The 23,542-nt window shown below is 74.9% G+C and carries 21 protein-coding genes and 1 riboswitch; of the genes, 11 read left to right on the top strand and 10 right to left on the bottom strand.

The genetic code is table 11. From position 1 onward, the window contains the following. The first annotated feature begins 237 nt into the window (after nucleotides 1-237). A riboswitch (cobalamin riboswitch) is annotated at nucleotides 238-318 on the top strand. A 54-nt stretch (nucleotides 319-372) separates the two neighbouring features. Genes ACGFMM_RS17470 through ACGFMM_RS17450 form a run of 5 tightly spaced genes read left to right on the top strand, consistent with a single transcriptional unit; the run spans nucleotide 373 to nucleotide 6,910 of the window. Continuing rightward, entirely contained in the window at nucleotides 373-1,335 is a 963-nt protein-coding gene (locus ACGFMM_RS17470) for a cobalamin biosynthesis protein (RefSeq protein ID WP_393647203.1), read from the top strand. Continuing rightward, nucleotides 1,332-2,864 carry a cobyric acid synthase gene (locus ACGFMM_RS17465; protein WP_393647202.1) on the top strand — a complete coding sequence of 511 codons (1,533 nt, stop codon included), beginning with the start codon at nucleotides 1,332-1,334 and terminating at the stop codon, nucleotides 2,862-2,864. Before ACGFMM_RS17470 ends, ACGFMM_RS17465 begins: the two co-directional genes overlap by 4 nt. A gap of 46 nt (nucleotides 2,865-2,910) precedes the next feature. Continuing rightward, entirely contained in the window at nucleotides 2,911-4,968 is a 2,058-nt protein-coding gene (locus tag ACGFMM_RS17460; protein WP_393647201.1) for a putative cobaltochelatase, read from the top strand. Beyond that, entirely contained in the window at nucleotides 4,968-5,576 is a 609-nt protein-coding gene (gene cobO / locus ACGFMM_RS17455; RefSeq protein WP_393647200.1) for a cob(I)yrinic acid a,c-diamide adenosyltransferase, read from the top strand. The genes ACGFMM_RS17460 and cobO overlap by 1 nt, the downstream gene beginning before the upstream one ends. After that, nucleotides 5,570-6,910, top strand: coding sequence for a cobyrinate a,c-diamide synthase (locus tag ACGFMM_RS17450; protein WP_393647199.1), 1,341 nt, complete (start codon nucleotides 5,570-5,572; stop codon nucleotides 6,908-6,910). Before cobO ends, ACGFMM_RS17450 begins: the two co-directional genes overlap by 7 nt. A 2-nt stretch (nucleotides 6,911-6,912) precedes the next feature. Here ACGFMM_RS17450 and ACGFMM_RS17445 read toward each other — a convergent pair whose 3' ends face one another. After that, nucleotides 6,913-7,638, bottom strand: a complete 726-nt coding sequence (locus ACGFMM_RS17445) for a ZIP family metal transporter (protein WP_393647198.1) — start codon at nucleotides 7,636-7,638, stop codon at nucleotides 6,913-6,915. Here ACGFMM_RS17445 and ACGFMM_RS17440 point away from each other — a divergent pair. Both ACGFMM_RS17440 and cobC read left to right on the top strand, forming a co-directional pair. Continuing rightward, nucleotides 7,555-8,436, top strand: coding sequence for a cobalamin biosynthesis protein (locus tag ACGFMM_RS17440; protein ID WP_393647197.1), 882 nt, complete (start codon nucleotides 7,555-7,557; stop codon nucleotides 8,434-8,436). The genes ACGFMM_RS17445 and ACGFMM_RS17440 overlap by 84 nt on opposite strands. Further along, nucleotides 8,367-9,431, top strand: coding sequence for an Rv2231c family pyridoxal phosphate-dependent protein CobC (gene cobC / locus ACGFMM_RS17435; RefSeq protein WP_393647196.1), 1,065 nt, complete (start codon nucleotides 8,367-8,369; stop codon nucleotides 9,429-9,431). Before ACGFMM_RS17440 ends, cobC begins: the two co-directional genes overlap by 70 nt. Before the next feature lie 34 nt (nucleotides 9,432-9,465). Here the strand turns inward: cobC and ACGFMM_RS17430 are convergent, their stop codons facing one another. Then, nucleotides 9,466-10,425, bottom strand: a complete 960-nt coding sequence (locus ACGFMM_RS17430; protein ID WP_393647195.1) for an SCO1860 family LAETG-anchored protein — start codon at nucleotides 10,423-10,425, stop codon at nucleotides 9,466-9,468. 201 nt (nucleotides 10,426-10,626) lie between these two features. Beyond that, nucleotides 10,627-11,355 (bottom strand): siderophore-interacting protein, encoded by a 729-nt coding sequence (locus ACGFMM_RS17425; RefSeq protein ID WP_393647194.1) that lies wholly within the window; start codon nucleotides 11,353-11,355, stop codon nucleotides 10,627-10,629. A gap of 90 nt (nucleotides 11,356-11,445) precedes the next feature. Between ACGFMM_RS17425 and ACGFMM_RS17420 the strand changes: the two genes are divergently transcribed. Next, nucleotides 11,446-13,578, top strand: a complete 2,133-nt coding sequence (locus ACGFMM_RS17420; protein WP_393647193.1) for a penicillin acylase family protein — start codon at nucleotides 11,446-11,448, stop codon at nucleotides 13,576-13,578. Further along, nucleotides 13,562-14,125 carry a GNAT family N-acetyltransferase gene (locus ACGFMM_RS17415; protein WP_393647192.1) on the top strand — a complete coding sequence of 188 codons (564 nt, stop codon included), beginning with the start codon at nucleotides 13,562-13,564 and terminating at the stop codon, nucleotides 14,123-14,125. The genes ACGFMM_RS17420 and ACGFMM_RS17415 overlap by 17 nt, the downstream gene beginning before the upstream one ends. 63 nt (nucleotides 14,126-14,188) lie before the next feature. On the opposite strand, the gene ACGFMM_RS17410 is transcribed toward ACGFMM_RS17415, so the two are convergent. Both ACGFMM_RS17410 and ACGFMM_RS17405 read right to left on the bottom strand, forming a co-directional pair. Next, the gene (locus ACGFMM_RS17410) at nucleotides 14,189-15,280 is read right to left on the bottom strand and encodes an amidohydrolase family protein (protein WP_393647191.1); all 1,092 of its coding nucleotides are present in this window, start codon (nucleotides 15,278-15,280) and stop codon (nucleotides 14,189-14,191) included. Nucleotides 15,281-15,327: 47 nt separating this feature from the next. Continuing rightward, nucleotides 15,328-16,845, bottom strand: coding sequence for an FG-GAP-like repeat-containing protein (locus ACGFMM_RS17405; RefSeq protein ID WP_393647190.1), 1,518 nt, complete (start codon nucleotides 16,843-16,845; stop codon nucleotides 15,328-15,330). Nucleotides 16,846-17,093: 248 nt separating this feature from the next. On the opposite strand from ACGFMM_RS17405, the gene ACGFMM_RS17400 reads away from it, so the two are divergent. Next, entirely contained in the window at nucleotides 17,094-18,197 is a 1,104-nt protein-coding gene (locus ACGFMM_RS17400) for a pyridoxal-phosphate-dependent aminotransferase family protein (protein WP_393647278.1), read from the top strand. Nucleotides 18,198-18,267: 70 nt separating this feature from the next. Here the strand turns inward: ACGFMM_RS17400 and ACGFMM_RS17395 are convergent, their stop codons facing one another. Then, nucleotides 18,268-19,347: an alkene reductase gene (locus ACGFMM_RS17395; protein ID WP_393647189.1), complete on the bottom strand. Its 1,080-nt coding sequence runs from the start codon at nucleotides 19,345-19,347 to the stop codon at nucleotides 18,268-18,270. A 158-nt stretch (nucleotides 19,348-19,505) separates the two neighbouring features. Here ACGFMM_RS17395 and ACGFMM_RS17390 point away from each other — a divergent pair, with 158 nt between their 5' ends. Continuing rightward, nucleotides 19,506-20,030 carry a MarR family winged helix-turn-helix transcriptional regulator gene (locus ACGFMM_RS17390; RefSeq protein ID WP_393647188.1) on the top strand — a complete coding sequence of 175 codons (525 nt, stop codon included), beginning with the start codon at nucleotides 19,506-19,508 and terminating at the stop codon, nucleotides 20,028-20,030. Between the two features lie 33 nt (nucleotides 20,031-20,063). On the opposite strand, the gene ACGFMM_RS17385 is transcribed toward ACGFMM_RS17390, so the two are convergent. The 4 genes from ACGFMM_RS17385 to ACGFMM_RS17370 form a co-directional block, all read right to left on the bottom strand. After that, nucleotides 20,064-21,119 (bottom strand): aminotransferase class V-fold PLP-dependent enzyme, encoded by a 1,056-nt coding sequence (locus ACGFMM_RS17385; protein WP_393647187.1) that lies wholly within the window; start codon nucleotides 21,117-21,119, stop codon nucleotides 20,064-20,066. A gap of 102 nt (nucleotides 21,120-21,221) precedes the next feature. Further along, nucleotides 21,222-21,935 (bottom strand): DsbA family oxidoreductase, encoded by a 714-nt coding sequence (locus tag ACGFMM_RS17380; protein WP_393647186.1) that lies wholly within the window; start codon nucleotides 21,933-21,935, stop codon nucleotides 21,222-21,224. An 80-nt stretch (nucleotides 21,936-22,015) separates the two neighbouring features. Continuing rightward, nucleotides 22,016-22,492 (bottom strand): GNAT family N-acetyltransferase, encoded by a 477-nt coding sequence (locus ACGFMM_RS17375; RefSeq protein WP_393647185.1) that lies wholly within the window; start codon nucleotides 22,490-22,492, stop codon nucleotides 22,016-22,018. Further along, on the bottom strand, nucleotides 22,489-23,517 hold the full coding sequence (locus ACGFMM_RS17370) for an AraC family transcriptional regulator (RefSeq protein WP_393647184.1): 1,029 nt from the start codon (nucleotides 23,515-23,517) through the stop codon (nucleotides 22,489-22,491). Before ACGFMM_RS17370 ends, ACGFMM_RS17375 begins: the two co-directional genes overlap by 4 nt. Between the last annotated feature and the right edge of the window lie 25 nt (nucleotides 23,518-23,542).

The raw sequence follows: 23,542 nt of genomic DNA, 5'->3' as shown, positions 1-23,542 counted from the left end.
GACCGCTTGTCGGGGGGGGGCGGGGGGGGCGGGGTGGTCCTCATCTTAGTGCTTGTGTTTCTCACCATGTCCCCGCCCGCCCCGCCCCCCCGGGGGGGGGGGCCCCCCCGGGGGGGGGGCCCCCCCCCCGGCCGTCGTGTTTGTGGTGCTTCGCACAGTGACCCGTCGCAGGTCAAGGGTGAGTTGACGGCTGTTCGCGGGGCGTGGTGGACTCACGGGGCCATTACGGCGGCAACGAAGAGGAAGCCCGGTGCGAATCCGGCGCGGTCCCGCCACTGTGACCGGGGTACGAGGCCCGTCCCCGGGAGCCAGGAACTCTCGCCGCCGGTCACGTCGAGCCAGGGCGCGGACCCTGAGTGAGGACAATGCGCCATGCCTGGCCGCAGCACAGCCACAGCTGTCTACGCGTACGGCGCCACCGCCGGTCTGGTGGCCGATCTCGTCCTGGGCGACCCCCGCCGGGGCCACCCCGTCGCCGCCTTCGGCCGGACCGCCGGGGCGGTCGAGCGGCTGCTCCGGCGCGACCACCGGGGCTGGGGAGCACTGCACACCGCCGTCTGCGCGGGCGGCGCGGCCGCCGCGGGGGCGCTGGCGGCCCGGGCCGTACGGGGCCGCCGCGCCGCGGGCATCGCGCTGACCGCCGCCTCCGTCTGGGCCGTCGTCGGCGGCACCACCCTGGGCCGGGAGGCCCGTGCCATCGGCGGCGCGCTCGCCGCCGGCGACCTGGAGGTCGCCCGCGAGCGGCTCCCCCACCTGTGCGGTCGCGATCCGCAGTCCCTGGACGGCCCGGCGATGGCCCGCGCGGTCGTGGAGTCGGTCGCCGAGAACACCTCCGACGCGGTGGTGGGCGCGCTGGTCTGGGGAGCGGTGGCGGGAGTGCCGGGGCTGCTCGGCTTCCGCGCGGTCAACACCCTCGACGCGATGGTCGGCCACACCTCGCCGAAGTACCGCCGGTTCGGCTGGGCCTCGGCACGGCTCGACGACGTGGCCGGCTGGCCCGGCGCCCGGCTGACCGCGGCGCTCGCCGTCGCCGCCGGCGGCGACCCGCGTGGCGCGGTCCGCGCCTGGCGCGCGGACGCGGCGAAGCACCCGAGCCCCAACGCCGGCCCGGTGGAGGCCTCGTTCGCGGGGGCGCTCGGGGTACGGCTCGGGGGCACACTCTCGTACGGCGGCCGCGTCGAGCACCGGCCGGTGCTGAACGGCGGGGGGCGTGCGGTGGAGGTGGCCGACATCGAGCGGGCGGTACGACTGTCGCGCCGGGTCACCGGACTGACCCTGGCCGCCTGTGTGGGCGGCCGGATGCTCGTGAACGCGCTGAAGCGGAGGGGTGCATGAGAGGCGGGGGGCTGCTGGTCGCCGGGACCACGTCCGACGCGGGCAAGAGCGTCGTCACGGCCGGCATCTGCCGCTGGCTGGTCCGCAAGGGCCTGAAGGTGGCGCCGTTCAAGGGACAGAACATGTCCCTCAACTCCTTCGTCACCCGGGAGGGCGCGGAGATCGGCCGGGCGCAGGCCATGCAGGCGCAGGCGGCGCGGGTCGAGCCGACCGCGCTGATGAACCCGGTGCTGCTCAAGCCCGGCAGCGACCGGTCCAGCCAGGTCGTGCTGATGGGCAGGCCGGTCGGCGAGCTGAGCGCCCGCGGGTACCACGGGGGCCGCCAGAAGGAGCTGTTCGAGCCGGTGCTCGCCTGCCTGGAGGAGCTGCGGAGCACGTACGACGCGGTGATCTGCGAAGGCGCGGGCAGCCCCGCCGAGATCAACCTGCGGCGCACCGACATCGTCAACATGGGCATCGCGCGGGCGGCGCAGCTGCCGGTGGTGGTCGTCGGCGACATCGACCGGGGCGGGGTGTTCGCCCAGTTCTTCGGGACGACGGCGCTGCTCGCGCCGGAGGACCAGCGGCTGATCGCCGGGTACCTGGTGAACAAGTTCCGCGGCGACGTGACGCTCCTCGAACCGGGCCTCGACATGCTGCACGGGCTGACCGGGCGGCGCACCTTCGGCGTCCTGCCGTACGCGCACGGCCTCGGCATCGACGAGGAGGACGGCCTGCGGGTGTCGCTGCGCGGCGCCGTGCGGGAGTCCGTGGTCGCCCCGCCGGTCGGCGAGGACGTGCTGCGGGTCGCGGTCTGCGCGGTCCCGCTGATGTCCAACTTCACGGACGTGGACGCGCTGGCGGCGGAGCCTGGCGTGGTGGTGCGGTTCGTGGACCGCGCCGAGGAGCTCGTCGACGCGGACCTGGTGGTCGTGCCCGGCACCCGCGGGACGGTCAAGGCGCTCGCCTGGCTGCGCGAGCGGGGGCTGGCGGACGCGCTCGCGCGGCGCGCCGCGGAGGGCCGGCCGGTGCTCGGCATCTGCGGCGGCTTCCAGGCGCTGTCGGAGCACATCGACGACGAGGTCGAGTCGAAGGCGGGCAGCGTGGCCGGGCTCGGGCTGCTGCCCGTACGGGTCCGCTTCGCCGTCGAGAAGACCCTCGCCCGCCCCGTCGGCGAGGCGCTCGGCGAGCGGGTCGAGGGCTACGAGATCCACCACGGCGTCGCGGACGTACGGGGCGGCGATGCGTTCATGTCCGATGACAAGGGAAACAGCCTGGACGGCTGCCGCGTCGGCGCGGTGTGGGGCACGCACTGGCACGGCTCGCTGGAGAGCGACGGCTTCCGCCGGGCGTTCCTCCGCGAGGTCGCGGCCGCCGCGGGCCGCCGCTTCGTCCCGGCCCCCGACACGTCGTTCGGCGCGCTGCGGGAGGACCAGCTGGACCGGCTCGGCGACCTGATCGAGGAACACGCGGACACGGACGCGCTGCTGCGGCTGATCGAGTCGGGCCCCCCGGAGGGCCTGCCGTTCGTGCCGCCGGGGGCGCCGTGAGCGGGCCCGCACGTCAGCCGTTGGAACTCGAAGGAAGGATCGGACGATGAGCACCCGGTATCCGTTCACCGCCGTCGTCGGGATGGACGACTTGCGGCTGGCGCTGCTGTTGAACGCGGTCAGCCCGGCGGTGGGCGGCGTTCTCGTCCGCGGCGAGAAGGGGACCGCCAAGAGCACCGCCGTGCGGGCGCTCGCGGATCTGCTGCCTCCCGTGGCCGTCGTCGCCGGGTGCCGGTTCAGCTGCGACCCGGCGTCGCCGGATCCGGGCTGCCCGGACGGGCCGCATGTCACCGCGGACGCGGACGCACGGCCCGCGCGGATGGTCGAGCTGCCCGTCGGCGCGTCCGAGGACCGGCTCGTCGGGGCGCTCGACATCGAGAAGGCGCTCGCCGACGGCGTGAAGGCGTTCGAGCCGGGGCTGCTGGCGGACGCGCACCGCGGCATCCTGTACGTCGACGAAGTCAACCTCCTGCACGACCATCTGATCGATCTGCTGCTGGACGCCGCCGCCATGGGGTCGTCGTACGTCGAGCGTGAGGGCGTGTCCGTGCGGCATGCCGCGCGGTTCCTGCTCGTGGGGACCATGAACCCCGAAGAGGGCGAGCTGCGGCCGCAGTTGCTCGACCGGTTCGGGCTCACCGTCGAGGTCGCCGCCTCGCGCGAGCCCGAGCAGCGGGTCGAAGTGGTGCGCCGGCGCCTCGCGTTCGAGGACGACCCGGCCGCCTTCGCCGCCCGCTGGGCGGACGAGGAGGCCGCGCTGCGGGACCGGATCGTCTCCGCCCGCGCCCTGCTGCCGCAGGTCGTGCTCGGGGACGCGGCGCTGCTGCAGATCGCCGCGACCTGCGCCGCGTTCGAGGTCGACGGCATGCGCGCCGACATCGTGATGGCCCGTACGGCGACCGCGCTCGCCGCGTGGGCGGGGCGGACCGACGTCACCGCCGACGACGTGCGGCAGGCCGCGCTGCTCGCGCTTCCGCACCGCCGTCGGCGCAATCCGTTCGACGCGCCGGGCCTCGACGAGGACAAACTCGACGAGACCCTGGAGCAGTTCAAGGGCGACGAGCCCGACGACGACCCGGACCCGACTCCCGACGGCCCCGGCGACGGCGGGCCGGGCGGTGGCGGGGGGATTCCGCCCCAGGGCGACGCTCCGGACGCCGCGTCCGAAAGCCCCGCGTCCGAAAGCCCCGCGCCCGAGAGCCCCGCGCCCGACCAGGCCCCCGCCCCCTCCCCCGGCGGGCCCGGCGCCGGTGAGCGCGCCGCTGTCAAGGCCGCCGAGCCGTTCCGTACGAAGATGCTGAGCGTGCCCGGCCTCGGCGAGGGCGCCGCCGGCCGCCGCTCCCGGGCGCGTACCGAGCACGGGCGGACGACCGGCGCGACCCGTCCCCGCGGCGCGCTGACCAAGCTCCACCTCACCGCCACCGTCACCGCAGCCGCCCCGCACCAGAAGGCCCGCGGCCGTTCGGGTCCGGGCCTCGTCGTCCGGCGCGACGACCTGCGGCAGGCGACCCGCGAGGGGCGCGAGGGCAACCTCGTCCTGTTCGCCGTGGACGCCTCCGGCTCCATGGCCGCCCGGCAGCGCATGAGCGCGGTGAAGGGAGCCGTCCTGTCGCTGCTGCTCGACGCGTACCAGCGGCGGGACAAGGTCGGCCTGGTCACCTTCCGGGGCCGCGGCGCGGAGGTCGCGCTGCCGCCTACCTCGTCCGTGGACGCCGCGGCGACCCGCCTCGAACAGCTCCCGACGGGCGGTCGTACGCCGCTCTCCGCCGGGCTGCTGAAGGCCCACGACGTACTGCGCGTCGAGCGTCTGCGCGACCCCTTGCGACGGCCGCTGCTCGTCGTCGTGACCGACGGCCGGGCGACCGGCGGCGGCGCCGACCCGGTGGCGCTCGCGGCCCGTGCCGCGCGGCTGCACGCCGCCGAGGGCACGGCATGCGTCGTGGTGGACTGCGAGACCGGGCCGGTCCGGCTCGGCCTCGCCGGGACTCTCGCCCGCGAACTCGGGGGCACGGCCGTCACCTTGGACGAGCTGCGCGCCGACTCGATCGCCGGGCTCGTCAGGAACGTACAAGCCGAACACGCCACCGCCAGGAGGGCCGCCTAATGCCGCAGGGACAGCCGACCGTCATCCCCGACGACGGTCTCACCACCCGCCAGCGCCGCAACCGTGCGCTGGTGATGGTGCACACCGGCGTCGGCAAGGGGAAGTCGACGGCCGCGTTCGGCATGGCGCTGCGCGCCTGGAACCAGGGCTGGCCGATCGGGGTGTTCCAGTTCGTCAAGTCGGCGAAGTGGAAGGTCGGCGAGGAGAACGCGCTGAAGGCCCTCGGCGAGACCGGCAAGGGCGGCACGGTCGTCTGGAACAAGATGGGCGAGGGCTGGTCCTGGATCCAGCGCGAGGTCGCCGAGGGCGAGCAGTCGCACGAGGACAAGGCGCGCGAGGGCTGGGAGCAGGTCAAGCGCGACCTCGCCGAGGAGAAGTACAAGTTCTACGTCCTCGACGAGTTCGCCTACCTGCTGCACTGGGGCTGGATCGACACGGCCGAGGTGGTGGAGGTGCTGAAGAACCGGCCCGGTCAGCAGCACGTCGTCATCACCGGCCGCAACGCCCCGCAGGAACTGGTGGACTTCGCCGACCTGGTCACCGACATGTCCAAGGTCAAGCACCCGATGGACGCCGGTCAGAAGGGGCAGCGGGGCATCGAGTGGTAGCACGTCTCGTCATCGCCGCGCCGTCGTCGGGCGCGGGCAAGACCACGGTCGCGACGGGCCTGATGGCCGCGTTCGCCGGCCGTGGCCTCGCGGTGTCGCCGCACAAGGTCGGCCCTGACTACATCGACCCCGGCTACCACGCCCTCGCCACGGGCCGGCCGGGCCGCAACCTCGACGCGTACATGTGCGGCACGGACCTGGTCGCGCCGCTCTTCGCGCACGGCGCGCAGGGCTGCGACCTGGCCGTCGTCGAGGGCGTGATGGGGCTGTACGACGGGGCCGCCGACCAGGGCGAACTGGCGTCCACCGCGCAGGTGGCGAAGCTTCTGAAGGCCCCGGTGGTGCTGGTCGTCGACGCCTCGTCGCAGTCGCGGTCGGTGGCGGCGCTGGTGCACGGGTTCGCGTCCTGGGACCCGGAGGTGCGGATCGGGGGCGTGATCCTCAACAAGGTCGCGTCGGACCGGCACGAGCACCTGCTGCGGGAGGCGCTCGGGGAGTCCGGCGTACAGGTCCTCGGCGTCCTGCGCCGCGCGCCCGCCGTGGCGACGCCGTCGCGTCATCTGGGGCTGGTGCCGGTCGCCGAGCGGCAGGCGGCGGCGGTTGCCGCGGTGGCGGCGCAGGCGGAGCAGGTACTTCAGGGCTGCGACCTGGATGCGCTGCTGGCGCTCGCGCGGAGCGCGCCGGAGTTGAGCGTTACGCCGTGGTCGGCCGAGGTTGCCGGGCGGCTGCACGCCGGTGGTCCGGTTGTTGCCGTCGCCGGTGGGGCGGCGTTCACGTTCTCGTACGCCGAGCACACCGAGTTGCTGGAAGCAGCCGGTGCGGAGGTCGTCGCGTTCGATCCGCTGCGGGACGAGGCCCTTCCCGAGGGGACGAGCGGGCTCGTCATAGGCGGGGGCTTCCCCGAGGTGTACGGCGAGCAGCTCTCCGCCAACGAACCTCTCCGCAAGGCCGTCGCCGAGCTCGCCGCCTCCGGTGCGCCGATCGCCGCCGAGTGCGCCGGACTGCTGTATCTGGCGCGGTCGCTGGACGGGCACCCCATGTGCGGCGTCCTCGACGCCGACGCGCGGATGTCCGAGCGGCTGACGCTCGGCTACCGCGACGCCGTCGCCATCGGCGACAGCGTCCTCGCGGAGGCCGGCACCCGGATGCGGGGGCACGAGTTCCACCGCACGGTCATCGAGCCGGGCGCGGGGGCGCAGCCCGCATGGGGGCTGCACCAGCCCGAGCGCCGCGTGGAGGGGTTCGTCCGGCGGGGCGTCCACGCCAGTTACGTGCACACGCACTGGGCGGGCGCGCCGCACGCCGCCCTGAGATTCGTGAAGTCCTGCACATGACTTCAGCCCGCCAGGCCCACCACGAGCCAGATGAAGCCCACGCCCGCCACCGTGCACAGCAGGGTGGAGAGCGCGGGGTGTTCGTGGTGGGCCTCGGGCAGGATCTCGGCGGCGGCGAGGTAGAGCAGCGCACCGCCGAAGAAGCCGAGATAGCCGCCGAGGAGTTCCTCCGGAAGGGTGAACAGCAGGGTGGACGCGGCGCCGATCACCGGCGCGACCGCGTCCGCGAGCAGCATGGCGACGGCCCGGCGGCGGGCGTTCCCGTACAGGCTGGTGATCGTGTACGTGTTGAAGCCGTCGGCGAAGTCGTGGCTGACGACGGCGAGCGCGACGGCGATGCCCATGCCGCCGCCGACCTGGAACGCGGCGCCGAGCGCGATGCCGTCCATGAGGCTGTGCACGACCATGGCCGCGGCCGCGGTGAGTCCCACCTGCGGAACCTTCTCCCCCACCTCGCCTCCGTGCGCCGCCTGTCGGACGGCGAGCAGGCGTTCCACGAGGTGGGCGAAGAGGAAGCCGCCGACGAAGAGCAGCAGCGCCTCGGGGACGCCGAAGATCTCGCTGCCCGCGGCGTCCAGGGCCTCCGGCAGCAGGTCGAGTCCGACGACGCCGAGCATCAGGCCGCCGGCCAGGCCGAGTACGAGGTGACGGCGGTCGGTGACGCGCTGCGCGGTCCAGCCGCCGGCGAGCGTCATCAGGAACGCGCCGAGCGCGACGAGTACGGCCATGCGCCTTTGCTATCCGATGGACGGCGTCCCGCGCACATCACCGCTCCGGGCGCGTCCCACGGTCTCGTCGCGGGGGTCGGGGCGCGGCGGGGCGTGTCCGTGGACGAGGTGGTGGGGCTGGTGACCCGGTGTCTGCGGGAGGCCGGTCCGGCGGCGGGCCGGCCGGTGGCGCTGGCGACGGTCGCGGGGAAGGCGGACGAGCCGGGGGTGGTGGGCGCGGCGGCCCGGCTGGGGCTGCCGCTGCGGGTGTTCGCGGCGGAGGAGCTGGCGCGGATCCCGGTGCCGCACCCCTCGGCCGGGGTGGCCGCAGCGGCCGGGACGCCGTCGGTGGCCGAGGCGGCGGCGCTGGCGGCGGCGGGGCGGGGCGGGCGGCTGCTCGTGTCGAAGCGGACGTCGCGTACGAACGGGGGTACGGACGGCGCACGCGCCGCGCGGGCGACGTGCGCGATCGCCCGGTGCGCCCCGAATGCGCCGGACATGCCTGAGGTTTCGGACGAAGGAGCCCTGGGCGCACGGTTGTTGTCGGAGCGACACGGGTACAGCGGTGGTGAGAGCGCACCCGGCGCGCCCGCCGTGTCCACCGCGCGCGGGCGGACACCCCGAGTCCGGGAGCGATCTGCCGAGACGCACGGATCCGGCGAGGAGTTACGGGACCTGTCCCCATCGGCTCCACCGGCGGTCCGCAACCCACGGACCGCCGTCCACCCCCCACTCACCCCACGGCGGCCATGTATACGCACACAGATGTCCACGACCTGCGGCACCACGGTGACGCCGAGGTCCGGGACGAGAAGCTGATCGACCTCGCGGTGAACGTCCGGACGAACACGCCGCCGGACTGGCTCCGCGAGCGCATCGCGGCCTCCCTGCTCGAACTGGCCGCGTATCCGGACGGGCGGGCCGCACGGGCCGCGGTGGCCGAGCGGCACGATCTGCCGGCCGAGCGGGTGCTGCTGACGGCGGGTGCGGCCGAGGCGTTCGTGCTGCTGGCGCGGGCGCTGCCGGTCCGCCGGCCGGTGGTGGTGCATCCGCAGTTCACCGAACCGGAGGCGGCGCTGCGGGACGCGGGCCACGACGTGGGCCGGGTGCTGCTGCGGGAGGCGGACAGCTTCCGCCTCGATCCGGCGATGGTGCCGGAGGACGCCGACCTGGTGGTGATCGGCAATCCGACGAACCCGACGTCGGTGCTGCATCCGGCGGAGACCATCGTCGCCCTGGCACGGCCGGGGCGGACGCTGGTGGTCGACGAGGCGTTCATGGACGCGGTGCCGGGCGAGCGGGAGACGCTGGCCGGGCGGACGGACGTGCCGGGCCTGGTGGTGCTGCGCAGTCTGACGAAGACCTGGGGCCTCGCGGGACTGCGGATCGGCTACGTGCTGGCCCACCCGGAGACGGTCGCGGCGCTGGGGCACGCGCAGCCGCTGTGGCCGGTGTCGACGCCGGCGCTGGTGGCGGCGGAGGCGTGCATGTCGCGGGCGGCGCTGGCGGAGGCGGAGCACGCGGCGGGCCGGATCGCGGCGGAGCGCGCCCATCTGCTGGCCGGGCTCGCGGAGTTCGACGAGGTGCGGGCGGTGGAGGCGGCCGAGGGGCCGTTCGTGCTGATCCGGGTGGACCGCGCGGACGTGGTACGGCAGCGGCTGCGCGATCTGGGCTTCGCCGCCCGGCGCGGCGACACGTTCCCGGGCCTGGACCGCAACTGGCTGCGGCTCGCCGTCCGGGACCGGGTGACGACGAACCGCTTCCTCCAGGCCCTGGACCAGGCCCTGGTCATGGCCGGCTGCGCCAGCGGCTGACGGGGGCGGTGCCCTCGTCAGCCGCCCGACGGCCTCAGGCCCCCGTCCCGCTCCGGCGGGATCGGGTCACGGCGATCGCCGCACCGCCGGCGAGGAGCAGGACGAGGCCGCCCCCCGCCAGGTACGGCGTGACGGAGCTGCCACCGGTCTCGGCGAGGTCGTCCCCGCCGCTCTGCGTCGAGATCCCGGTGTCGGCAGGCTTCTTGCTCGGCTCCGCCGAGGGCTCACCCTGCTCCGCCGAGGGCGTCGGCTCCGCCGACTTCGGCGGCTCCGCCGCCCGAGGCGTCTCGCACGTCGCCTCGGCCAGCGTCACCTCGCCGTTCACCTCGGCGACGTTCAGCTTCAGCGGGTTGACCGCGACCTTGAGCTGCAGCGCGGTGGCCGCGGCGGTGCGCGAGGTGGTGTGGGTCTTCGACAGGTCGAGGGTGACCTCGCCGACGCCGGGGACGGTCACCTTCGTCGTACCGCCGCCGGTCAGCTTGGTCTTGCGGCCGAGCACGGTGACGTGGCCGAGCACGTTCGACTCGGCGACCGGCTGCTTCCCCGTCTCGCAGACCGCCTTCGACGTGACCTTCTCGACCTCGATCAGGGACAGCAGCGGCAGTCCGGGCACGTGCAGCCGGGCCTTGGCGAGGTTCGTGTACCCCTCCGCCTTCTTGTCGTCGACGGTCGCCCGCGCCGTGGCGACGTCCGCGCGCAGCACGCTGAACGGCTTGCCGCGGTCGACGCCGTCGAGCTCCACGGTGAGCGCGGTCCTGTCCGCGCTGGCCGGCGCGTGGACCTCGTTGAGGGAGGCCTTCAGCGGCACCTGCAGCGTCTTGTCGAGCAGGGAGACGTCGAGGCCGGTCCGCAGCACGACGGCGCTCGCGCGCCCCTTGCCGCCCGTGGCCTGCGCCGCGGGCGCGGCGAGGGCGACGGGGCCGACGGCCAGCGCAACGACGGTCGCGGCGGCGGCGGTACGGCGTGCGGGCATGCGGAAGGCGTTGCTGTTCAAGGTGGTGGAACCCCCACAGGAGACATGGCGTCGCCGGCCGCTCACCGCGGGGACTGCGGGTCGGCGCGGCGTCGGCGACTTGAGACAGGGGAATCCTTACGTACGAAGAGTGAACGGGGAGACACCTGAGGTGACTTCACTCCAAAGGATGGTTTCCGCGCCCATATTCGATTCTTTCGGAACACCCCTGCCCAGCTGTCGCTACGGCCGCCAGTACCCCAGGGCGTGCATGCGGTCCTTGCCCACCCCGAGCTCCTTGCGCGTGTACGCGGAGAGGGTGCGGGTGGTCGCGGTGTCGCAGGCGATCCAGACGTACGGGTGCGGCTCGGCGGCCAGCAGGGCGGGCAGTTCGGCGCGGACCCGCTCGACCAGGCCCGCGCCCCCGTCGCGCCGGGGCACCCGGCGCAGCTCGTGGCGGTCCGCGTCGAGCCGTACGGGCAGGCCGTCGTGGTCGGGGCGGCTGGTCTCGAACCACAGGGTGGCGGGGACGCCCGGCAGGGCGTCGAGCAGGGAGTTGATCGCGGGCAGCGAGGCCGGGTCGCCGATTAGGAAGAGCCGGCTCGGGCCCGGGTCCGGGGCGGTGAAGCCGGTGCCCTGGAGGGTGGCCTCGATGGTGTCGCCGGGGGCGCAGCGCTCGGCCCAGGCGCTCGCGGGCCCCTCGTGCAGCGCAAACTCCACCGAGAACGTGCCGGCCTCGGGGTCCGGGTCGACGAGGGTGTAGCCGCGCTGGTGCGGTTTCCCGTCGTTCTCGAACCAGAGCCGGACCCACATCGTGGGGTGGACGCCGGCGGCGGCGAGCAGTCCGCCGTCGGTCATCCGCACCCGGCGGTAGTGCTCGGTGACCTGTTCCGCGCCGGTCACGGTGAACGTGAAGTCCTTGCCTCGGAACAGCTTGAGGACGACGCCTTCCCAGCCATGTCCCTGCCCCACCTCGGTCTCCTCCCCTTGAGGCCCGGATTGCCTCCCGGGCGGCCGTGGCTTAATTTAGGCCAGCCTAACCTAAGAGAGATCGGGGCGAGAGTGAGCATCGAGGTCTACCGGGACGCCCGGGGCATTCCGCACCTGCGGGCCGCCGACCCGCGCGAACTCGCCTTCGCGCAGGGGCGGGTGACCGCGGTCGACCGGGCCTGGCAGCTGGAGGTCGAGCGGTGCCGGGCGCTGGGCGGCTCGGCCGCGTTCCTCGGCCCGGAGGCCGTCGACTGGGACGTCTTCGCCCGCCGCGTCCGGCTCGCGGACACCGCGCGCCGCTGCTACGACCGGCTGGCCGGTCGGGACCCGAGGACCGCGGACTGGTTGCGCGCGTACGCCGAGGGCGTCGCCGCGGGCCTCACCGAAGGGGCCGCCCGCGCGCCCGAGTTCGCCGCCACCGGGCTCGTACCGGGACGCTGGGAGCCGTGGACGCCGCTGGCGGTCTGGCTGTCCACGCACATCCTGTTCGCCGGGTTCCCGACGAAGCTGTGGCGCGAGGAGGTCGCGACCCGGCTCGGCGCGCGGTGGACGGAGTTGTTCGCCACGGACGGTCCCGGCACGGCCGGCTCCAACGGCTGGGTGGTCGCCGGCGAGCGCACCGCGAGCGGCGCGGCGCTGGTGGCGGGCGATCCGCACCGGTTCATCGAGGACCCGGGCGTGTACCAGCAGATCCGGCTGGCCTGCCCGGAGTACGACGTGGTGGGCCTCGCGGTGCCCGGCGTGCCCGGCCTCGCCCACTTCGGCCACACCGGCTCGGTCGCCTGGGCGATCACCAACGCGATGGCCGACTACCAGGACGTCTACCGCGAGCGGCTGCGCCGCACGCCCGAAGGGGGCGTCGAGGCCCTGGGCCCGGACGGCTGGCGGCCGGCGGCCGTGCACACCGAGACGGTGCAGGTCGCGGGCGGCGAGCCGGTCGAGGTCGAGGTGATCGAGACGGACCGCGGCCCGGTGATCGCGCGCGGCCCCGGCGAGGAGACCGCGGACGGCTTGGTCGAGGAGACCGCGGACGGCCCCGGCGAGGAGACCGTGCTCAGCCTGCGGTACCCGCCGCGTGTCACCGGGGAGCTGGGGTTCTCCGCGCTGCCGGCGCTGCTCGCGGCGCGCACCGTCGGGGACGTGGACCGGGCGCTCGACGCGTGGGTCGAGCCGGTGAACGTGGTGCAGGCGGCCGACACCGCGGGCGGGCTGCTGCACCGGGTCGCCGGGCACGTGCCGGTGCGCGACCGGGCCAACTCGCTGCGCGTGGTGCCCGCCTGGGAGGCCCGGCACGCCTGGGCCGCGGAGCCGGCGCCGACGCCGCGCGCCGCGGTCGCGGGCCACGCCGTGATGGCCAACGCCCGGGGGCTCGCCGCCCCGCTGGGCGTGGAGTTCGCCCCGCCGCACCGCGCCGCCCGCATCGACGCCCTGCTGTCGGCCGGCACGGACTGGACGCCCGGCGCGATGGCGGCCGTCCACCGCGACACCGACAACCCGTCCGCGGCCCGGCTGCTGGACGCCGTGCGCGGCACGGACCCGGCCGCGCTCGCCCCGGCCGCCGCGGCTGTACGGGAGCGGCTGCTCGCCTGGGACCGGCGGATGGACGCCGGAAGCACGCACGCCGGGCTGTACGCGGCCGTCCGCGGGGCCGTCGTACGCCGCACGGCGGCGCACGAGGCGTTCCGGGCGCTGCGCGAACCCGCCCCGTACCCGGCGGTGTTCGCGCCCTGGCTGGCGCTCGGGCCGCGCGTCGCGTACGCCCTGGAGACCCTGCTGGCCGCCGGGCCCGTACCGGCGGAGGACATGGCGCGGATCGTGCGCGAGGCGCTGGAGGAGGTCGCGGCCGGCGAGGCGCCCCCGGCATGGGGCGTGACGCACCGGCTCGCGCCCTGGCAGGCGCTGCCGGACGCGGACGACGCGCAGTGGCCCGGACTCGGCGGCGACCACGACTGCGTGCTGTCGACGTCCAGCGTGCCCGGCTACACCGACCGTTCGGCGCGGGCCTCGGCCGCCCGGTACGTCTGGGACCTCGCGGACCGCGAACGGTCCCTGTGGGTCGTGCCGTTCGGCGCGTCCGGCGTGCCCGGCGATCCGCACCACCGCGACCAGCTCCCCCTGTGGCTGCGCGGCGAACTCGCCCCGGTCGTCACCGACTGGACCCATCTGAAGAAGGAGACGGAAGACCCCCATGACCGCGACCACTGAGTACGAGCAGACCGTCGAGGGCTTCGGCACGGTGCGCGTCGAGCGCATCGACCCCGACCGCGACGCCACGCTGATCCACGGCTGGGTCGCGAACGAGCGGGCCCGCTTCTGGGGAATGAAGGACACCACCGTCGAGCAGGTGCGGGACGTCTACGCTCACCTGGACTCGCTCGACACCCACCACGGCTTCCTGGTCCGGCTTGACGGCGAGCCGGTGGCGCTGTTCCAGACGTACGAGCCGGAGGCCGACCGGGTCTCGGAGTGCTACGAGGTGCGGCCCGGCGACCTCGGCGTGCACATCCTGCTCGCCCCGAGCGACGCCCCGCGCCCCGGCTTCACCGCGGGCCTGCTCACCGCCCTGACCGCGTACGCGCTGACCGGTCGCAGCCGGCTCGTGGCGGAGCCGGACGCCGCCAACGAGAAGGCGATCGCCCGGCTCGTCCGCGCCGGGTTCGAACTGGGCCCGGAGGTCGTGCTGCCGGAGGTGGACCTGCCGGAGGTCTTCATCCCGGAGAAGAAGGCCCGGCTGGCGTTCCTGACCCGGTAGGACGGGGGCCGGCAGCGCCGGGCGGGCGGCCCCGTGCCCGCCCCGCGCCGCTCCCTGCCCGCGTCAGGCGATCACGCGGCCGTTGACGACGACCCGGCGGGGGCCCGCCAGGGAGCGGACATCGGCCCGGGGGTCGTCGTCGTAGACGACGAGGTCGGCCGGGGCGCCCTCGTCCAGGCCCGGGCGGCCCAGCCAGGCGCGGGCGCCCCAGGCGGTCGCCGAGAGGGCCTGCAGCGGCGGGATGCCGGCCTTCACCAGCTCCTCGACCTCCGCCGCCACCAGGCCGTGCGGCAGCGAGCCGCCCGCGTCGGTGCCGACGAAGATCGGGATGCCCGCGTCGTACGCGGCGCGGACGGTGTCGTACCGGCGCTCGTGGAGCCGGCGCATGTGCGCGGACCAGCGGGGGAACCTGTCCTCGCCGCCCGCGGCCAGCTTCGGGAAGGTCGCGATGTTGACGAGGGTGGGCACGATCGCGACGCCGCGCTCGGCGAACAGCGGGATCGTGTCCTCGGTGAGCCCCGTCGCGTGCTCGATGCAGTCGATGCCCGCCTCCACCAGGTCCCGCAGCGAGTCCTCGGCGAAGCAGTGCGCGGTGACCCGGGCGCCGAGCCGGTGCGCCTCGGCGATCGCGGCCTCGACCTCGGCGCGCGGCCAGCAGGCCGTGAGGTCGCCGGCCCCGCGGTCGATCCAGTCGCCGACCAGTTTGACCCAGCCGTCGCCGCGCCGGGCCTCCCGGCCGACGTACGCGACCAGCTCGTCGGGCTCGATCTCGTGGGCGTAGTTGCGGATGTAGCGGCGGGTGCGGGCGATGTGCCGACCGGCCCGGATGATCTTCGGCAGGTCGTCGCGGTCGTCGATCCACCGGGTGTCGGACGGCGAGCCGGCGTCCCGGATGAGCAGCGTGCCGGCGTCCCGGTCGGTCAGGGCCTGCTTCTCGGCGGTGGCCGCGTCGACCGGCCCGTGCGCGTCGAGGCCGACGTGGCAGTGCGCGTCGACAAGGCCCGGCAGCGCCCAGCCGCGCACGGTGCGGACGTCGTCCGCGCCGGCCGGGCGGTCGTACGTGATCCGGCCGTCGACGACCCACAGCTCGTCCCGGACGTCCTCCGGGCCGACGAGCACCCGCCCCTTCACATGCAGCACCACGCGATCGCTCATGTCTGCACTGTACGAGGGGCGGGCGCCCACCCGGGATGCGTGATCCGTCACTCGTCGATCGCGGCCCCGTACAGCCCGTCCGCGTACGGCGCGCCGAACGAACCCGCGCCGAACGTCCACGAGCCGCTCGCGGTCAGCCCGCCCGAGCCGGCCGAGAACACCCACACCACGCCGTCGTTCGTGTTCTCGCCGGGCGCGGCCGCGAGCAGCCCGAACCGGCCGTCGCGGTTGGGGTCGACGAGCCGGACCTGGCCGCCGAACCTGTCGCCCTTCTCGACCGAGCCGGGCACGTTCGGCGAGTCCTGCGTCCAGGCGGCGGCCCCGGTCGCGGTGAGCCCGCGGGAGTTGCCGCGCAGCACGGTGACCATGCCGGCGTCGGCGACCGTGCCGATGTCCTCCCCCGGCGCGCCGATCGCGACGTCGGCGTAGCCGTCGCCGTCGGTGTCGGCCACGGACAGGTCCGCGCCCCAGCCGTCCCCGCGCTCCGACGCTCCGGGCACGCCGGGCGAGTTCTGCGTCCACCACGTCGGCGGGGTGCCGACGCCGCCGGCGCCCTTCGGCCCCTGCGCGCTGCCCAGGTAGACGCCGACCTGGCCGCCGGTCATCCAGTCGCCGCCGTCGTTCGGGCTGTGCGGCTCGCCGGTGACGAGGTCGTCGTACCCGTCGCGGTTGATGTCGCCGGAGGCGACGGACGGGCCGCCGCGCAGGGCGCGCCGGTACTCGAGGCCGGTGGACGTGCCGGCGATGTACCAGGACCAGCCGTGGCCGGGGTCCTCGCCGCGGCTGGTGCCGCTGATGACCAGGTCGGCGAAGCCGTTCCGGTCGTAGTCCCCGGTCGTGACGGACTTCGCCGCGATGTCGCGGACCGGCTCTTCGGCCGCAGTGGTCGCGCGCAGCGCGCTGCGGGTGAGCGGGAGGATCCGGTCGGCGCGGGTGGCGCTCCGCTGCGGCACGGCGGCGAACAGGTGCAGCTCCGCCGCGTCGCGGTCGAGCACGATCAGCTGGTCGCCGGCGGTCTCGGCGCTGAACCGGGCCGCACCGAGCGCCGAGCCGAACCGCCGGCCCGCCGTGACGCCGAGCAGGCTGTCCAGGCCCTGGCTGTCCGCGCCGACGAGGCCCTTCGGGGAACCCCAGAGGACGACCGCGCCACCGGAGTCGGTCCTGGTGTCGATGTCCTCGCCGGGGACGCCGACGATCGCGTCGTCGTAGCCGTCGCCGTCGAGGTCGCCGCTGGCGACGGCCTTGCCGAAGGCGTCGCCGCTCTCGGCGGCGCCGGGCACCCCGGGGGTGTTCTGGCTGATGACGGCGGCCCGGCTGGTGCCGATGCCCTTCGCCGAGCCGTACTGGACGGTGACGAGGCCCGCGCCCCGCTTCCCGCCGACGGGCGCGCCGGGCGCGCCGACGAGGACGTCGTCGTAACCGTCGCCGTTGAAGTCCGTGTTGCGGTCGTCGGCGCGGGTCCCGCCGGGGACGCCGGCGTGGGCGGCGGGCGCGGTCATGATCCCCGCGCCCGCGATGAGGAGGAACGTCGCCGCGGTGAGGGCGGCGAGGCGGTTCTTGCGCATGGAGCGGCTCCTGGATGCCATGAGTTGATCCGGGCGGCAGCGGGGGTGTCCGGAAAAGGCCCGTCCTTTGTCCGTCGCCCTGTTCGACACGGGATGAGGCGTCAGGGTTGTACGCGCCCGATATCCCGTTTTGTTGGCGAAGATCCGGACCGCCCCCGTGGCCCGGCGAGGGCCGCTCGCTACCCTGAACCGGCAGAAACCACCGCACCGAACCACCGCACCGAACCGAAGAAGGCACCGCCGTGACCGTGACACATCCGCTCCTGGACCTGGCTCCGCTGACCGCCGCGCACTTCGCGTCGATCGAGCGCCGGGTCGCCGCCCTGCTCTGCACCGAGCAGGACGTGGTGATCGCGCAGGGCGAGGCGCTGCTGCCGCTGGAGGGCTGCATCCGCAGCGGCGCGCGGGCCGGTTCGACGGCGCTGAACGTGGTGACCGGTCCGTACGGGCAGACGTTCGGGAACTGGCTGCGGGACTGCGGGGCGACCGTGGTCGATCTGGAGGTGCCGTTCCACACGGCGGTGACGGCCGCTCAGGTGGAGCGGGCGTTCGAGGAGCACCCGGAGATCGAGTTCGTGTCGCTGGTGCACGCGGAGGCGGCGACCGGGAACACCAACCCGGTCGCGGAGATCGGCGAGGTGGTACGGGCGCACGGTGCGCTGTTCTACCTGGACGCGGTGGCCTCGATCGGCGCCGAGCCGGTGCTGCCGGACGCCTGGGGCGTCGACCTGTGCATCATCGGCGCGCAGAAGGCGATGGGCGGTCCGGCGGGCGTGTCGGCGGTGTCGGTGAGCGAGCGGGCCTGGGAGCGGTTCGCGGCCAACCCGGCGGCGCCGCGCCGCTCGTACCTGTCGCTGCTCGACTGGAAGGAGCGCTGGATCGACGGCGGCCGCAAGGCGCTGCTGCACGCGCCGGCGCAGCTGGAGATGCTGGCGCTCGAGGCCTGCCTGGAGCGGATCGAGGCGGAGGGCCTGGACGCGCTCATGGGCCGGCACGCGTCGGCCGCGGCGGCGACCCGGGCGGGCGTGCTGGCGCTCGGCGGCGGCCTGGAGCCGTATGTGTACGAGGCGAGGGACGCGGCCCCGGTGGCGACGACGCTGCGCGCACCGGCCGGGGTGGACGCCTCGGAGCTGGTGGCGAAGGCGCTGGCGACGGATCCGGCGCTGCCGCTGGCGGCGGGCGGGGGCGCGCTGGCGAAGGAGATGATCCGGGTGAACCACTACGGCGTTGACGCGACGCCGGACGTGGTACGGGCCTCGCTGGCGGCGCTGGGCACGGCGCTCGGTGAGTCGGGCCGGACGGTGGACCCGGCGGGCGCCCGCCGCGCGGTCACGGAGGCGTGGGCGCGGTAGGCAGTGCTACGCGTACGAAGGGGCCCGCCGCGGCTGCGGCGGGCCCCTTCGGCATGTGCGGCGGTTGCGGTCACGCGGTGGGCGCGAGCGCCGGGTAGTCGGTGTAGCCGCGGGCGTCGCCGCCGAAGAAGGTGGCGGTGTCGGGGGTGTTGAACGGGCCGCCGGCCCGCAGGCGGGCGGGCAGGTCCGGGTTGGCGAGGAACAGCGCGCCGAAGGCGACGAGGTCGGCGGTGCCGTCCTCGATCAGGGCGAGGGCGTCCGGGCCGGTGGGGCCCTCGGTGGCCGGGTTGAGGACGAAGGTCCCGGAGAACTGCTTGCGCAGGGCGAGGGTCAGCTCGCGGACCTCGGCCGTGGCCTCGGTGACATGCAGGTAGGCGATACCGAGCGGCTCGATCGCGGCGACCAGGGCCGGGTAGACCTCGTCGGTGTCGGTCTCGGCGATGTCGTTGTAGGTGTTGGCCGGGGAGATCCGCAGGCCGGTGCGGTCCGGGCCGATCGCGGCGGAGACGGCCTTGACGACCTCGACGGCGAAGCGGATGCGGTTCTCGACGGAGCCGCCCCACTCGTCGGTGCGGTGGTTGGAGCCGGTGGCGAGGAACTGCTGGATCAGATAGCCGTTGGCGCCGTGGATCTCGACGCCGTCGAAGCCGGCCGCGACGGCGTTGCGGGCGGCCAGGGCGAAGCCCTCGATCGTCTCGCCCACCTCGTCGCCGGTGAGCTCGCGCGGGGCGACGAAGTCGATGAGCCCGGAGCCGGCGAAGAGCTGCCCGGCCGGGGTGACCGGGGACGGGCCGACGGGGTGGCGGCCCTCGCCGAGGACCTGGGGGTGACTGATTCGGCCGGCGTGCATCAACTGGGCGAAAATCTTGCCTCCGCGCTCGTGGACGGCGTCGGTGACCTGCCGCCAGGCGGCGATCTGCTCGTCGGTGTGCAGTCCGGGGGTGTTCGGGTAGCCCTGGCCCGCGGCGGTCGGCTGGACGCCCTCGGTGATGATCAGGCCGGCGGTGGCGCGCTGGGCGTAGTACTCGGCGACGAGCGGGGTGGGGGTGCGCAGCTCGCCCTCGGCGCGGCTGCGGGTCATGGGGGCCATGGCGATGCGGTTGGCGAGGGCGGTGCCGGCGAGGTCGACGGGGTCGAAAGCGGTGGTCATCTCTGCCTCCGGGACAGGCGGGAACGGGAAGAACGAGTTATATGGTCGGCCAACTATTCGGTCTCATTGGTCGGCCAAATAGTTGCTCGGCTGCCACTGTAACCCATTCGTTGGCCGACCAAGGTAATCTGGGAAAAGAACCTGCCCGAGGAGAGCCGATGTCCGTCGAGAGCCCCGCACACCAGGGCGACCCCGCCTGTACCCCGCGCCGGGCGCCGGTCACCGAGCACGCACCCGTCAGCTGCACGCTGGCCCGGGCGTTCCGGGTGCACCGCATGACCGCGGCGCGGCTGCTGCGCGACCTGGGGCTCTACCCGGGCCAGGAGTTCCTGATGATGCGGCTGTGGGAGGGGGGCCCGGCGCGCCAGGCGCAGCTGATCAAGGAGATGGGCGTCGACCCGTCGACGATGACCAAGATGCTCCAGCGCCTGGAGCAGGCGGGCCACGTCCGCCGCTCCCCCGACCCGGACGACGGGCGGGCCGTGCGCGTGGAGGCGACCGAGCGCAGCGAGGCGCTGCGCGCGCAGGTGGCCGGGGCCTGGGCGGCCCTGGAGCAGCACACGCTGAAGAACCTCGACCCGGAGGAGGCCGCCACGCTGGAGCGGCTGCTCGCCCGGGTCGAGGAGGGGCTGTGCGAGGCGGAGGGCCCGTACGACTGCCCGCCCGTGGGTGACGGCGCATAGGGCGCGGCCCGGCAGCCCGGCGGCTTCAGGGCCTCAGGCCGCAAGCACGTCCAGGGCGCGGTCCACGTCGGCGGCCGTGTTGTAGAGGTGGAACGAGACCCGCAGATTGCCCGCCCGGGCCGAGGTGACGATTCCGGCCCGCAGCAGGTCGGGGTGGCGGTCGCCGAGGCCGGGCACGGCGACGATCACGCTGGGCCCGGCGGGGACGTACGCGCGGCCGGCCCGGTCCAGGCCGGCGCGGAACCGGTCCGCCAGCGCGGTCGCGTGCGGGCCGATGCGCCCCACGCCGATCTCCTCGAGCAGCGCCAGGGACGCGGCGGCGCCGTGGTACGAGAGGAAGGCCGGGGGCTCGTCGTACCGGCGGGCGGAGCGGGCGAGTTCGGCGAGCGGCCCGTACACGCTGCCCCAGACGTCCACGCCCGCGGACATGCCCGCGTGGATCGGCGTCAGCGTCTCCTGGGCCTCCTCGGTGACGGTGAGGAAGGAGACCCCGCGCGGGCAGATCAGGTACTTGAAGCCGCCGGTGACCGTGAAGTCGTACGCGCCCGCGTCCAGGGGCAGCCAGCCGGCCGACTGGGTGGCGTCGAGCAGGGTGCGCGCCCCGTGCGCGGCGGCCGCGGCGCGCACGGCCGCGAGATCGGCGATCCGGCCGTCGGCGGACTGCACGGAGGACAGGGCGACGAGCGCGGTGCCGGGCCGGACGGCCCCGGCGAGCCGCTCCAGCGGCGCGTAACGCAGCTTCAGGTCGCCGCGGACCAGGAACGGGTCGATCACCGAGCTGAAGTCGCCCTCGGGGAACAGGACTTCCGCCCCGGCGGGCAGCGACTGCGCGATCAGGCCCACATGCACGGCGACCGAGCCGCCGACGGCGACCCGGTCGGGGTGCACGCCGGCGATCCGGGCGAAGGACTCCCGCGCCGCCTGCACGGCCCCGGCGTCGCCGGAGCCGTCGGGCCGCCCGGCGGCGAGCTCCGCCGCCAGCGCCGTCACGGCGTCGACCGCGCGGCGCGGCAGCAGGCCGCAGGTGGAGGTGTTCAGATACGTCTGCGTCGGGGCGAACTCGTCGCCGCCCAGGGGCTGGTCATCCATGCCTCCCACCCTGGACAACCCTCAACTCAAAGTCAATTGGGAGAGTTTGAGGGGTACTTCTAAGAAGTACTTATGGGTGGATCCGGCGCGGGCGGTGCGACCTCAGCAGTTGCCGTTCACGTCACAGGTGGGCGCGTCCGCGTCGCCGGCGGCTGCGGTCACGGCGACCGGCTGCAGCACACGGCTCTCCCAGGCCTGCTCCAGGGCCTGCGTGAACAGCTCCGCGGGCTGGCCGCCGGAGACCCCGTAGCGGCGGTCGAGCACGAAGAACGGCACGCTGTTCGCGCCCAGCTCGGCGGCCTCGCGCTCGTCGGCGCGCACGGCGTCGGCGTACGCGGCCGGGTCGGCGAGCACCGCGCGCGCCTCGGCCTCGTCGAGGCCCGCCTCGACGGCCAGCCCGATCAGGGTCTCGTCGTCGAAGACGGAGCGCTCCTCGGCGAAGTTCGCCCGGTAGGCGAGGTCGAGCAGCTCGTTCTGCCGGCCGCGCTCGCGGGCGAGGTGGAGCAGCCGGTGGATGTCGAAGGTGTTGCCGTGGTCGCGGCCGTCGGTGCGGTACTCCAGACCCTCGGAGCGCGCGTTGGCGGCCACGTGCTCCTCCATGGCGCGGGCCTCGTCGAGGGTGCGGCCGTACTTCTTCGCCAGCATCTCCAGGACCGGGCCCGTGTCGCCCTTGGCGCGGTGCGGGTCGAGCTCGAAGGAACGGTGCACGACCTCGACGTCGTCCCGGTGGGCGAAGGCCGCGAGGCCCTTCTCGAAGCGCGCCTTCCCGATGTAGCACCACGGGCAGGCGATGTCGCTCCAGATCTCGACGCGCATGTGTCCGGTTCTCTCCCTCTCGCACGGCCCGGAGGACAGCCCTCCGCTCACGTCCGGTGCCAACGCGGACCGGGGGCGTCTCATTCCGCGGACGGGGCGAGTGTGAGCCGGAGCACGAGGTGGGAGGAGCTGCGGGGCACGTCCGGGTCGGGCTCCCAGCCGTGGGCCGCGTAGAAGGCCTGGGCCCGGGTGTTGTGCTCGTACACGTCGAGGCGTACGGCCGTGACGCCCCGGGCGCGCCAGGTGTCGACGCACGCCCGATGCAGCTCGCTGCCGACTCCGCGCCGCCACTGCGCGGGGTCGACGTGCAGCTGGCCGAGGTGCATGACGCCGTCGCGCTCCCCGCTGGAGGCCACTCCGGCGAGCACGCCGTCCCGTTCCGCGCACAGCACGCGCCCCTCCGCCACGGCGGCCGCCCAGGCCGCGCGCGTGCGGGCCAGCTCCTCGGGCCCGTCGTACGCGTCCTCGGGGAGCCGGTCCCGGTAGTAGGTGGCGCGGGCCTCGCGGTGCAGGGCGGCTATGGCGTCGAGGTCCTCGGCTACGGCGGTTCTGATCATGACGTGAGGGACGCGGGGAGGGGAACGGCGGTTGCGCCGGGGACGGCGGCTGCGCCGGGGGCGGTGGCCGGGGCGCACTGCGCGGTGGGCGGCGACGGCTCCGGCGGCTCCCCGGTCGCCCGGTACCGGCCGGGAGCCACGCCGTACTCGCGTTTGAACGCCTTGGCGAAGGCGAACTCCGAGGCGTAGCCCACCCGTGCCGCGACCGTGCGCAGCGGCGCGTCGCCGGTGCGCAGCAGCCGGCCCGCGGTGGTCATCCGCCACCACGTCAGGTACGCGAGCGGGGAGCGGCCCACGAGGGCCGCGAAGCGGCGGGCGAAGGCGGCCCGCGACAGTCCGGCGACCGCGCCGAGGGACTCGACCGTCCACGGCCGCGCCGGGTCCGCGTGGATCGAGCGCAGCGCGGCGGCGATGCCGGGGTCGGCGAGGGCGCCGGACCAGCCGGCGGCGCGGTCCGGGCGCTCGGCCAGCCACCAGGTGCGCAGGAGGTACAGCAGCAGGGTGTCGAGGAGGGCCGGGACGGCCGCGTCCGTGCCGGGCTGGGGGTCGGCGAGTTCGGCCCCGAGCAGGTCGATCGCGGCGCGCAGCCGGGGGTGCGCGCCGATCCGGGCCGGGATGTGCACGTACGCCGGGAGCTCGGTGAACAGCGGGTGGGCGCGGGCCCGGCTGAGCCGGTACGCCCCGCAGAGCAGCACGGTCTCCGTGCCGGCCGGGCCCGGTCCGGGGGCGCGTGAGAGCGGCCAGGAGCCGTCGGGCAGCGGCAGGACGTCGACGAGCGGCGCGTCCGGGTGGGAGGCGAGGGCGTGGCCGGTGCCGTGGGCGAGGAAGACCACGTCGCCCGGCCCGAGCCGGACGGGCTCGCCGTCCTCCGGCGGCAGCAGCCACCCGGCGCCCTGCAGGATCACGTGGAACCCGGCCCCGCCGGTCGGCGGGAACCGCATGCCCCAGGTGCCGTGGATGCGGGTGCGCGAGGAGTGCGGCCGTCCGGTCCGCATCGCGGCGATGGCGTCGCTCAGCACGTCCATGCCCGCACCGTAACCGACCGCTCCA

Origin of the sequence: Streptomyces sp. NPDC048604 (assembly GCF_043199435.1) — a bacterium.
Lineage (GTDB): Bacteria > Actinomycetota > Actinomycetes > Streptomycetales > Streptomycetaceae > Streptomyces.
This window is presented reverse-complemented; position numbering and strand designations above follow the sequence as displayed.

What these genes read in the sequence shown, in the direction of transcription:
- ACGFMM_RS17460 (WP_393647201.1), top strand. Translation starts at nt 2,911, where the DNA reads ATGAGCACCCGGTATCCGTTCACCGCCGTCGTCGGGATGGACGACTTG.
- ACGFMM_RS17470 (WP_393647203.1), top strand. Translation starts at nt 373, where the DNA reads ATGCCTGGCCGCAGCACAGCCACAGCTGTCTACGCGTACGGCGCCACC.
- cobC (WP_393647196.1), top strand. Translation starts at nt 8,367, where the DNA reads ATGTATACGCACACAGATGTCCACGACCTGCGGCACCACGGTGACGCC.
- ACGFMM_RS17465 (WP_393647202.1), top strand. Translation starts at nt 1,332, where the DNA reads ATGAGAGGCGGGGGGCTGCTGGTCGCCGGGACCACGTCCGACGCGGGC.
- ACGFMM_RS17445 (WP_393647198.1), bottom strand. Translation starts at nt 7,638, where the DNA reads ATGGCCGTACTCGTCGCGCTCGGCGCGTTCCTGATGACGCTCGCCGGC.
- ACGFMM_RS17405 (WP_393647190.1), bottom strand. Translation starts at nt 16,845, where the DNA reads ATGCGCAAGAACCGCCTCGCCGCCCTCACCGCGGCGACGTTCCTCCTC.
- ACGFMM_RS17395 (WP_393647189.1), bottom strand. Translation starts at nt 19,347, where the DNA reads ATGACCACCGCTTTCGACCCCGTCGACCTCGCCGGCACCGCCCTCGCC.
- ACGFMM_RS17370 (WP_393647184.1), bottom strand. Translation starts at nt 23,517, where the DNA reads ATGGACGTGCTGAGCGACGCCATCGCCGCGATGCGGACCGGACGGCCG.
- ACGFMM_RS17410 (WP_393647191.1), bottom strand. Translation starts at nt 15,280, where the DNA reads ATGAGCGATCGCGTGGTGCTGCATGTGAAGGGGCGGGTGCTCGTCGGC.
- ACGFMM_RS17415 (WP_393647192.1), top strand. Translation starts at nt 13,562, where the DNA reads ATGACCGCGACCACTGAGTACGAGCAGACCGTCGAGGGCTTCGGCACG.
- ACGFMM_RS17375 (WP_393647185.1), bottom strand. Translation starts at nt 22,492, where the DNA reads ATGATCAGAACCGCCGTAGCCGAGGACCTCGACGCCATAGCCGCCCTG.
- cobO (WP_393647200.1), top strand. Translation starts at nt 4,968, where the DNA reads ATGCCGCAGGGACAGCCGACCGTCATCCCCGACGACGGTCTCACCACC.
- ACGFMM_RS17390 (WP_393647188.1), top strand. Translation starts at nt 19,506, where the DNA reads ATGTCCGTCGAGAGCCCCGCACACCAGGGCGACCCCGCCTGTACCCCG.
- ACGFMM_RS17385 (WP_393647187.1), bottom strand. Translation starts at nt 21,119, where the DNA reads ATGGATGACCAGCCCCTGGGCGGCGACGAGTTCGCCCCGACGCAGACG.
- ACGFMM_RS17380 (WP_393647186.1), bottom strand. Translation starts at nt 21,935, where the DNA reads ATGCGCGTCGAGATCTGGAGCGACATCGCCTGCCCGTGGTGCTACATC.